Origin of the sequence: Methylobacterium sp. WL12, from assembly GCF_008039475.1 — a bacterium.
GTDB classification, from domain to species: Bacteria; Pseudomonadota; Alphaproteobacteria; order Rhizobiales; family Beijerinckiaceae; genus Methylobacterium; species Methylobacterium cerastii.
The window spans coordinates 17,111-27,172 of the sequence record NZ_VRUW01000068.1 but is presented as its reverse complement, the minus strand read 5'-3'; the positions used below and the strand labels follow the sequence as shown (position 1 = coordinate 27,172).

At 71.4% G+C, this 10,062-nt stretch carries 11 protein-coding genes; 9 read left to right on the top strand and 2 right to left on the bottom strand.

Annotated features, from left to right (window positions below):
• Window positions 1–16: 16 nt before the first annotated feature.
• A complete protein-coding gene (locus FV226_RS20420; RefSeq protein ID WP_147764322.1) occupies window positions 17–1,438 on the bottom strand; it encodes an MFS transporter in 1,422 nt (473 codons plus the stop codon).
• Window positions 1,439–1,703: 265 nt separating this feature from the next.
• Between FV226_RS20420 and FV226_RS20415 the strand changes: the two genes are divergently transcribed.
• From FV226_RS20415 to FV226_RS20385, 7 genes are all read left to right on the top strand, one after another.
• Complete coding sequence (locus tag FV226_RS20415; RefSeq protein WP_147764321.1) at window positions 1,704–2,585, top strand: DUF3313 domain-containing protein; 882 nt, start codon at window positions 1,704–1,706, stop codon at window positions 2,583–2,585.
• 181 nt (window positions 2,586–2,766) lie between these two features.
• Window positions 2,767–4,260: an IMP dehydrogenase gene (gene guaB / locus FV226_RS20410; protein ID WP_147752281.1), complete on the top strand. Its 1,494-nt coding sequence runs from the start codon at window positions 2,767–2,769 to the stop codon at window positions 4,258–4,260.
• 83 nt (window positions 4,261–4,343) lie between these two features.
• Window positions 4,344–4,589, top strand: a complete 246-nt coding sequence (locus tag FV226_RS20405) for a hypothetical protein (protein ID WP_147764320.1) — start codon at window positions 4,344–4,346, stop codon at window positions 4,587–4,589.
• Window positions 4,586–5,020 (top strand): type II toxin-antitoxin system VapC family toxin, encoded by a 435-nt coding sequence (locus FV226_RS20400; RefSeq protein ID WP_147764319.1) that lies wholly within the window; start codon window positions 4,586–4,588, stop codon window positions 5,018–5,020. Before FV226_RS20405 ends, FV226_RS20400 begins: the two co-directional genes overlap by 4 nt.
• A gap of 106 nt (window positions 5,021–5,126) precedes the next feature.
• The gene (gene panE / locus FV226_RS20395) at window positions 5,127–6,077 is read left to right on the top strand and encodes a 2-dehydropantoate 2-reductase (protein WP_147764318.1); all 951 of its coding nucleotides are present in this window, start codon (window positions 5,127–5,129) and stop codon (window positions 6,075–6,077) included.
• A gap of 261 nt (window positions 6,078–6,338) precedes the next feature.
• Window positions 6,339–6,623 carry a ribbon-helix-helix protein, CopG family gene (locus tag FV226_RS20390; RefSeq protein WP_147764317.1) on the top strand — a complete coding sequence of 95 codons (285 nt, stop codon included), beginning with the start codon at window positions 6,339–6,341 and terminating at the stop codon, window positions 6,621–6,623.
• Complete coding sequence (locus tag FV226_RS20385; protein ID WP_147752285.1) at window positions 6,616–6,945, top strand: type II toxin-antitoxin system RelE/ParE family toxin; 330 nt, start codon at window positions 6,616–6,618, stop codon at window positions 6,943–6,945. Before FV226_RS20390 ends, FV226_RS20385 begins: the two co-directional genes overlap by 8 nt.
• Before the next feature lie 66 nt (window positions 6,946–7,011).
• On the opposite strand, the gene FV226_RS28115 is transcribed toward FV226_RS20385, so the two are convergent.
• A complete protein-coding gene (locus FV226_RS28115; protein WP_187273620.1) occupies window positions 7,012–7,182 on the bottom strand; it encodes a hypothetical protein in 171 nt (56 codons plus the stop codon).
• Window positions 7,183–7,384: 202 nt separating this feature from the next.
• Here FV226_RS28115 and FV226_RS20380 point away from each other — a divergent pair, with 202 nt between their 5' ends.
• Entirely contained in the window at window positions 7,385–8,686 is a 1,302-nt protein-coding gene (locus tag FV226_RS20380; protein ID WP_147764324.1) for an RsmB/NOP family class I SAM-dependent RNA methyltransferase, read from the top strand.
• Window positions 8,687–8,793: 107 nt separating this feature from the next.
• Window positions 8,794–9,792, top strand: a complete 999-nt coding sequence (locus FV226_RS20375) for an alpha/beta hydrolase (RefSeq protein WP_147752286.1) — start codon at window positions 8,794–8,796, stop codon at window positions 9,790–9,792.
• The last annotated feature ends 270 nt before the right edge of the window (window positions 9,793–10,062 follow it).

The following is a 10,062-nucleotide window of genomic DNA, read 5'->3' as shown; positions in this document are numbered from 1 at the left end:
GGGGTGGGGCCACGGCCTATTGCCGGCCCGGCGCGGCCGTCGGCGCGGTGCGCGCGATCATCCGGCCGGAGACCTCGGCGCCGGCATCCGGCGCGAGCTGCCGGAAGGGGAAGACCGAGGCGGCCGAGATCAGCGCGACGGCCAGGAACGCCGGGCCGAAATCCGCGGCCGCGATCGCGCTGCGGCCGTGCCACGCGGCGGCCCCTTCCAGCGCAAGCGCGCCCAGCGTCACGCCGAGGCTCAGCGAGATCTGCTGTGCGACGCTGGCGAGGCTCGTGCCCGCGCTCATCTCGGCCTTCTCGAGGTCGGCGTAGGCGATGGCGTTGACGCAGGTGAACTGGAGCGAGCGCAGGCAGCCGCCGAGGAACAGGATGCTGAGCATCAGCCCATGCGGCGTGCTCGCGGTGTAGAGGCCGTTCACCGCGAGGAAGAACGCGGCGAACACCGCGTTGCAGACCATGACCGGTCGGAAGCCGTAGCGTCGCAGGATGCGGGGGCCGACCGTCTTCACGAACATCGCCCCGGCGGCGGCCGAGAACGTGATCAGCCCCGATTGCAGCGGATCGAGCCCGAACCCGACCTGCAGCATCAGCGGCAGCAGGAACGGAATCGCCCCGGTGCCGATGCGGAACAGGCTGCCGCCGATCACCGCGATGCGGAAAGTCGGGTGGCGCATCAGGTCGAGGCGCAGGATCGGATGGGCCATCCGCCGCGAGTGCCCGAAATACAGCGCGAGCAGCACGGCGCCGCCGCCGAGGCTCGCCCAGGTCATCCAGCCCGGCAGCAGGTGCCGCCCGGTGGAGGCGAGACCGAGCATCAGGGCGGCGAGCCCCGGCCCGAGCATCGCGAAGCCGACGAGGTCGAGGGGCGGCCGCTCGGGCTCGCGGACGTCCTCGAAGTACAGCGTCGCGAGCACGATCCCGACGATTCCGATCGGGATGTTGATGAAGAAGATCCAGCGCCAGTCGAGATAGGTGGTGATCAGGCCGCCGAGCGGCGGACCCATGATCGGGCCGATCAGGGCCGGAATCGTCAGGTAGGCGAGCGCCGAGACCAGCTCGGCCTTCGGCACGCTGCGCAGGATCACGAGGCGGCCGACCGGCACCATCATCGCGCCGCCCAGACCCTGCAGGAACCGGGCGGCGACGAAGCCGGCGAGCCCGTTGGAGACCGCGCAGGCGACCGAGCCTGCCATGAACACCGCGATCGCCGCGCGGAACACGGTGCGCGAGCCGTAGCGGTCGGCCATCCAGCCGCTGATCGGGATGAAGATCGCCAAACTCACCAGATAGGCGGTGAGCGCGAGCTTCAAGGCGATCGGATCCTCGCCGAGGCTCTGCGCGATGGTGGGAAGCGCCGTGGCGATCACCGTGGAGTCGGTGTTCTCCATGAACAAGGCGGTGGCGACGACGAGGGGGACGATCTGGGATGCGCGCATCGGGCCGGAGGAAGGTTCGGGGCGCCCTGCCTCGTGGCGTCGGCGGGGCGTGCGCTGCAGCGCTTGACACGGGATGTGCGCCCGGTCGATCCGTGGCGGATCGGCCACGCTTTGTTTCTGAACATGGCTGAACGCGGCCTCGACCCTTCCGAGACGGGGGGATCGGCCTTAAGCTTTACGGTAACGATGCCGAGCTTCCGCGCGGTGCCCCGACGTTCGTCGGCGGAGCCCGGGACGCCGCGGCGAGACCCGCGAAAGTGCCAGGATGCTTCGTCCATCGACCCTGCCCCGATCGGTGACGCGGCTCGCCGCCGCGTCTGCGGTGATGTGTGCGCTCGGCGCCTGCGGCACCGTCCTCCTCAACGACGTCGGCTCGCTCTCCCGATATGACCGCCTCCGGGCCAGCACCGAGGCCTCGACCACGGCGCGCCTCTACGCCGACGCCGGGGCGCTCGCCCGGACCAAGACCGTCCGGATCATCCCGACGCAGTTTCCCGCCAACGTTGCGGGCGCCGTCGGCATCGGCGAGGCCGAGCGCCGGCTCGTGGCGAACAACGCCGACCGCGCGCTCTGCTACGAGCTGTCGCTGCGCTACGACGTGGTGTCGAGCCGCAACGCCGACTTGACGGTGCGCGCGCAGGTGACCCGCGTCGACCCGACCGACCTGCTCGGCGCGGGCGCCACCATCGGCACCTCCGCCGCCGTCACCGTGGCGGGGCAGGTCGGCATCGGCTTCGCCGAGGGGCTCGGGCGCATCCCGATCCCGCGCGTGCCGATCGGCCTCGGGAGCCTCACCGTCGAGGCCGAGGCGCTCGACCGCCGCCACGAGCAGCGGGCGGCGATGGTGTGGGGCGGGGCGGCGAACTCGTTCACGAGCCAGCCGCGCTACTCGCGGATCAGCGACGCCTACGACCTCGCCGGCGACTTCGGCCAGGATTTCGGCTTCTACCTCGCCACCGGCGAAGACCCGTTCAAGGCGCCGCTCACCCTGCCGACCTGGAACCGCGTCCGCGTGACCACCCTGGGCGAGGCGCCGCTGGACCCGGATTGCGAGGCGTTCGGCCGGGCGCCCGGCGTCGACGGCATCCTCACCGACTACATCGGCCTGCCGCCGGACTATTCCGACAAGGGGCCGCGCACCCGCTGACGGGCAGGGGCGTCCCGGACGCCATGCGGCGGACGCAACCGGCCCACGCGGCGTTTATCCCGCACCGCGCGGGGTTGCCGCCTTTGCGGGCACCGCACCGCATGATACTGGCCCGTGCCAACCCGCTCCATGCCGCGCTCGACCTTCGGTCGCCCCGGCAGCCCTCCAGGACCGTTGGCTCATGGCCCGTATCAGCTCCGCTTCGATCATCGAGGGCCTGACCTTCGACGACGTCCTCCTGCGCCCGGCCGCCTCCTCGGTGATGCCGACCGAGGTCAACGTCGCGACGCAGCTGACGCGCACCATCAGCCTCAACCTGCCGATCGTAGCCTCGGCCATGGACACCGTCACCGAGGCGCCGATGGCCATCGCCATGGCCCAGAACGGCGGCCTCGGCGTGATCCACCGCAACCTCGAGCCGGCCGAGCAGGCCGAGCAGGTGCGGCTGGTGAAGAAGTACGAATCGGGCATGGTGCTGAACCCGATCACCATCCATCCCGACGAGACCCTGGCCGACGCCTTCGAGGTGATGAAGGTCAACCGCATCTCCGGCATTCCGGTGGTCGAGCGCGGCCCCAACGGCTCGCGCGGCAAGCTCGTGGGCATCCTCACCAACCGCGACGTGCGCTTCGCGACGCACCCGGCCCAGCCCGTCTCCGAGCTGATGACCCGCGACCGGCTGATCACCGTGCGCGAGGGCGTGACGCAGGACGAGGCCAAGCACCTCCTCCACCAGTTCCGGATCGAGAAGCTGCTCGTCGTCGACGACCACTTCCGCTGCATCGGCCTGATCACGGTCAAGGACATCGAGAAGCAGGTCACCTACCCGAAGGCGGTGAAGGACGAGCAGGGCCGCCTCCGGGTGGCGGCGGCCACCACCACCGGCGACCAGGGCTTCGAGCGGGCCGAGCGCCTGATCGACGCCGGCTGCGACGTGATCGTCGTCGACACCGCGCACGGCCACTCGATCAAGGTGCTCGACAGCGTGCGCCGGGTGAAGCAGCTCTCGAACGCCGTGCAGGTCATCGCCGGCAACGTCGCGACCCGCGAGGGCACGCAGGCGCTGATCGACGCAGGCGCGGACGCGGTGAAGGTCGGCATCGGGCCGGGATCGATCTGCACCACCCGCATCGTCGCCGGCGTCGGCGTCCCGCAGCTCACCGCGATCATGGAGGCGGTCGAGGCCGCCCACGACGCCGGCATCCCGGTGATCGCCGACGGCGGCATCAAGTATTCCGGCGACCTCGCCAAGGCGATCGCCGCCGGCGCCTCGGTGGCGATGCTCGGCTCGCTGCTGGCCGGCACGGACGAGGCACCCGGCGAGGTGTTCCTGTACCAGGGTCGCTCCTACAAGAGCTACCGCGGCATGGGCTCGGTCGGTGCGATGGCCCGCGGCTCGGCCGACCGCTATTTCCAGGCCGAGGTCAACGACACACACAAGCTCGTGCCCGAGGGCATCGAGGGGCAGGTGCCGTACAAGGGCCCGGTGGCGGCGGTCTTGCACCAGCTCGCCGGCGGCCTGCGCGCCGCGATGGGCTATGTCGGCGCCCCGACCGTGCCGGACTTCCAGGAGCGGGCGCAGTTCATCCGCATCACCAATGCGGGCCTGCGCGAAAGCCACGTCCACGACGTGACGATCACGCGCGAGAGCCCGAATTACCCCTCGCGGACCTAAGGCTTGGCTGAAACCGGCCGTCCCTTGTTCTTCTCGCCGACCCTTGTGCGATCTCACCGGCAGCGAGGCGCGAAGTTGGGATCGTGGGCGACCTAAATCTGACGATTGTCGATCAGATGCTGATCGCGCTATTGCTCGAGCGAGCGGCCGAAGATGGGCGCGTGCCCGAGGAGATCGCCAAGGACGCCCTCTTCCACGGCCTGATGTGGACGCCGGCAGAGCGCCTCGCACACGCCGATCGCATCCGAGCCGCCTCCCGGGACCCCGCCGACGGCGATCGGCTCGAAGACAGCACGCTGATGATCCGGCGGTTGCGTGACGCAACGTGATCCTCGTCGTTGACGCGAGCGTCATCGTGAAATGGTACATCCGGGAGGAAGGGTCGGACGGCGCCTGTCGCCTTCTGTCCGGACCGGACTTGCTCGTCACACCGACCCATGCGGCCGCCGAGATCGGGCATGTCCTCACGCGCCATGTGCGTGCCGGGGCGCTGCCTCGGGACGAGATGGCCGCGGCGCTCGCAGGGCAGTCCCGCACGGTGTCCGCAATCCCGCTCGGCGTGCTCCATGCCGAAGCGATCGCGGTGGCGGTCGATGCAGGGACCTCGTTCTACGACGCACCCTACGTCGCGGCGGCGGCCGGCTGGAACAGGCACGTCGTCACGGCCGACCTGCGTCTCGTCCGCACGATGTCGGGCACACCGTGGGCCGCGCGGGTCGTCGGCCTCACGGATTGGTCGGCTGAACCTCGGGGTCCATGAGGGCTGAACGCGCGGATCGACGGTGTGTGATCCGAGACGGCCGTTGCGCCGCGCGTTCGGCGCACGCATGGGATCGTCAGGTGAACGCTGCTCGGGAGAAGACGTGATGCGGGTGCTGGTGGTCGGGGCCGGGGCGACCGGTGGCTACTACGGGGCGCGGCTCGCCGAGGCCGGGCGCGATGTGACGTTCCTGGTCCGGCCGGCGCGGGCGAAGAAGCTCGCCGCGAACGGGCTCGTCGTGACGAGCAAGCTCGGCGACCTTCACCTCGCCGCGCCGCGGACGGTGACGGCGGACGCGCTGGCCGAGGCCGGCGGCTTCGATCTCGTGCTGCTCTCGTGCAAGGCCTACGACCTCGACAGCGCCCTCGACGACATCGCCCCCGCGGTGGGGGAGGGCACCGCCATCCTGCCGGTCCTCAATGGGCTGGCCCATCTCGACGCGCTCGACGCGCGCTTCGGCGCACACCGCGTCCTCGGCGGTTCCTGCGCCATCGCGGCGACGCTGGGGCCGGACGGCGAGATCCGCCACATGAGCGACTTCTGCACCCTGACCTACGGCGAGCGCGACGGCACCCGCTCCGAGCGCTGCGCCGCGATCGAGGCGATGATGCAGGGCGCGACGTTCCAGCCGCGCCTGTCGGACAGGATCGTGCTGGAGATGTGGGAGAAGTGGGTGTTCCTCGCCACGCTCGCCGGCGCGACCACGCTGATGCGGGGCGCGATCGGCGACGTCGTCGCGGCCGAGGGCGGCCGGGACTTCATCGCCGGCCTGCACGACGAATGCCTCGCCATCGCCGGCGCGAACGGGTTCGCGCCGCGCGAGAAGGTGGCGACCCAGGCCCGCGCCATGCTGACCGCGGATGGATCGCCGCTGACCGCCTCGATGCTCCGCGACATCGAGGGCGGGGGCCGGATCGAGGCCGACCACGTCGTCGGCGACCTGATCGCCCGCGGGCGCGCGACGGAGCGCAAGCTTCCGCACCTCGAGCGCGTGTTCACCGGCTTGAAGACCTACGAACATCGCCGCGCCCGCGAGACGAGCCAGCCGCGTGTCTAGGCGGTAAGGCGGGGAGACGCGCGAGGATACAGTGCGCCTGTGCAGGCCGCAGCGGCTCGACTTGGCAGACGTGGGCGCTGGCCCGCCTCGGTTACGAGGCGGGCGCTGAGGGTCGTGTCGACAGCGACCCTCTGCGGAACGATGAACGCCATGCCCGCGACCTGTCCGTCACACCAATTCCTGTATCGGAAGGAACATCGCACGCCGCGGTGGGTCGGATTTTATGCTACCATAGTCGGAACGGAACGAAGGCGACCGACCATGCCGCCTGCTGAGAAGATCAGCATCACCATGACGCCGGAGCACCTCCGCGCCGTGCGCGAGAGCGTCGCGGCCGGCGAGTACGCGTCCACCAGCGAAGTCCTCCGCGATGCCGTACGTCTCTGGCAGCGACAGCGCCTTGAGGATGCGGAACGGCTGAACGTGATCCGCGCCCGCGTTCGTCGGTCTCTCGACGACCCGCGTCCGGACCTAACCGGCGAGGACGTGCAGGCAAACCTGGACGCGATGTTCGCCGAGGCCGAAAAAGACGCCTCCCGTGCGTAGGCTGCCGGTCAGCTACCGCGCGGAAGCCTTGGACGACCTGCGTGACATCTTCCGCATGATCCTGCTCGCGAGCCGGAGCGTGCCCACCGCCAGAGGCTTCGTGCAGCGAATCAAGGACCGATGCGAACGCATCGGTGATGCTCCCCATGGCGGCCGTCCCCGCGACGACCTGGAAACCGGCCTGCGGACGGTCCCGTTCGAGCATACGGCCGTGATCGCTTACCGTGCCGAGCCTACCAGCGTGCGGATCACCAACGTGTTCTACGGCGGTCGAGACTTCGAGGCACTATATCGCGGCGCGTCGTCGGAAGACGAGGCCTGAGTGCTATGCGTCGGGCGGTCTTCACGCGCGGCGACATCCGCATCGCGTGAAGACGCAGACGACCGATCAGTAGCGCGGGCCGGGCGGCGGGGGCGGGTTGCCGTATTCGAGCTGCGTCTTCGCATCGAGCGGGCGACGCGGCGGCGGCGTGAGGTCGGGCGCGGCCGGCGCGGTGGAGCAGGCGGCGACCGCCAGCATCAGGATGCCGGCGAGGGTGAGGTGGATCACGGGCGACATGGGTTCATCCGGCCTTCGCGACGCAGGGACGCGTCGCAGCCTGCGGGTCTGGACGCCGATCGCGCCGGAAGCTCGGCCGTATCGTGTCCGCCGCGCGGGCTAAGCGTGGCCGTATCGTGGCGTCGCCGATTTCCTTCGACAGGCGGTGGGCGCCGGGTCTATCGCGCTCGCGACACCTGCTGATCCGCAAGAGGAGACCGTCCTGACTCCAGCCGCCCGCTGCGCCGCCGCCATCGAGGTGCTCGCCGACATCGCCGGCCGCCGACGGCCGGCCGCCGACGCCCTCAAGGATTGGGGCCTCAACCACCGCTTCGCCGGCTCGGGCGACCGCGGCGGCATCGCCAGCCTCGTCTACGACGCCCTGCGGCGACGGTCCTCGGCCGCCTGGATCATGGGCGACGACAGCCCGCGCGCGGTGCTGCTCGGATCGCTGCGGCTGCAGCAGGGCCTCGCCGCCCCCTCGATCGCGGCGCTGTTCAACGGCGAGGGCTTCGCGCCGGAAAAGCTCGCCGAGGACGAGGGCCGGCGCCTGTCGGAGGGCAACCTCGCCGACGCGCCGCCCCACGTCGCGGGCGACGTGCCGGAATGGGTGCTGCCGCAGCTCGAGGCGATCCTCGGCGACGAACTCCTGCCCGAGCTGAAGGCGCTCGCCCGGCGCGCGCCCCTCGACATCCGCGTCAACGCCCTGAAGGGCGACCGCGAGGCGGCGATGCCGGGCCTTGCCCACCACGGCGCCGCGCCGACGCCGCATGCGCCCGCGGGCCTGCGCGTGCCGATCGGCGCAGACGGGCGCGGGCCGGCCCTGCATGTCGAGCCGGAGTTCCTGGACGGCTGGTACGAGATCCAGGACGAGGGCTCGCAGCTCGCCGCGATGATGACCGGCGCCCGCAAGGGCGAGACGGTGGTGGACCTCTGCGCCGGCGGCGGCGGCAAGACCCTGGCGCTGGCCGCGCTCACCGGCAACGGCGGCCGCCTCGTCGCCACCGACGACGACCCGCGCCGCCTCGCGCCGATCCACGAGCGCCTGCGCCGGTCCGGCGCGAACGCCGAAGTGCGCACGCCCCGCGGCGGCCGGATGCGCACGGACGTGCTCGGCGACCTCGACGGGCACGTCGACCGCGTGCTGGTGGACGCCCCCTGCACCGGCACCGGCACGTGGCGCCGAAACCCCGACGCGAAGTGGCGCCTGCGGCCCGGCAGCCTCGCCGCCCGGGTCGCCGAGCAGGCGACGGTGCTCGACCGCGCCGGGAGCCTCGTGCGCCCCGGCGGCCGCATCACCTACGTCACCTGCTCGCTGCTGCCGGCGGAGAACGACGACGCCGTGGCGGGCTTCCTCGCACGCGGCGGCGGCGCGTTCGCGGTGGTGCCTGCGCGCGAGGTGGCGGACGCGCACGCTCCCGGCCTCGCCGAGGCGCTTCGCTTCACTGCGCACGGGCTGCAGATGAGCCCGGCGCGCACCGGCACGGACGGGTTCTACGTCGCCACCCTGACCCGGGCCGGCTGAGGGCCGCAACCGCTCCGTCCAGCCGGCGTTGTCCGAGCGATCCCGAAGACGCTGCCTCGCAAGACGCCGCCTCGAAGACACCGCCTCGAAGACACCGCAGGAGACCGATGGGCCTGGATCGGAGAACGCTCCTGGCGGCGACCGCGGCCGCGATGGCCGGGCAGGGCGCGGCGCGGGCACAGGGGGCGGTCAAACCGCCGGGCGAGCTGGTCCCCGCCCTGCCGCGGACGGCGCCGGGTGCGCAGCTTCAGGTCATCGACCTCTGGCCGGGCGACCCGCCGGGCGGCGGCGAGGGCCCCGATCCGAACGGCTACCGCTTCGACGAGACGGCGCGCGGCGTCATCACCAAGGTCGAGCGCCCGTGCCTTCTGGTGATCCGCCCCGACAAGCCGAACGGGTCGGCGATGATCGTGGCGGCCGGCGGCGGCTACCGGTTCATCGACATCGGCAACGAAGGCGTGCCGGTGGGCCAGATGCTGACGGCCGTCGGCGTGACGGTCTTCCTGCTGATCTACCGGCTGCCCGGCGAGGGCTGGGACAACGGCCCCGACGCCCCGCGGCAGGACGCGCAGCGCGCCGTGCGCCTGGTCCGCGCGCAATCGACGGAGCTCGGCATCGATCCGGCCCGCGTCGGCGTGCTGGGCTTCTCGGCCGGCGGGCACCTGATGGGCGAGACCGCGGTCGGCAACCAGAACCTCTATCCGCCGGTGGATGCGCACGACGCCCTGCCGTACCGGCCGGCGCTCGCCGGGCTGCTCTATCCCGTCATCACGATGAAGGCGCCGTTCGACGGCACCTCGACCCGGCGCGTGCTCGTCGGCGACGAGGTCACCGAGGTCGAGATGCGGACCTACTCGGTCGATGTGCAGGTCCGCGCCGACACGCCGCCGATGTTCATGGCGCAAGCGATGGACGACCCGATCGCGGTCTGCGACCACGTGCTCCTGATGTTCGCCGCGCTGCGCAAGGCGAAGATCCCGGCCGAGATGCACCTGTTCGAGCGCGGCGGCCACGGTTTCGGCCTCGGGCCGCCCGGAACGCCGGTGGCGGCGTGGCCCGGCCTGTTCCTCGCCTGGCTCCACGTCCGCGGGTTCCTCGCCGCCTGATACGATTTCGGGTCGATTGGCTCGGTGAGCACCGTGCCCGTTTTCCTGGACGGGTGAAGCGTCAGTGGAACCCGATCCGGAACTCAGCGGAAGACGTCGCGAAGCGTCGAAACCTTGCGCCGTTCGGATCGAGCCGCTGATGCGGCCCTTGATGATGCTGGGTCCCGGATCACCGTCCGCTGGCGCTCCAGGCGTCCGGAAAACGTCGCGCAGGCGAAGTCGTCGGTCGGGAACCGGATGTGGGCGCGCCGCCATGGTTCGGGATACGCC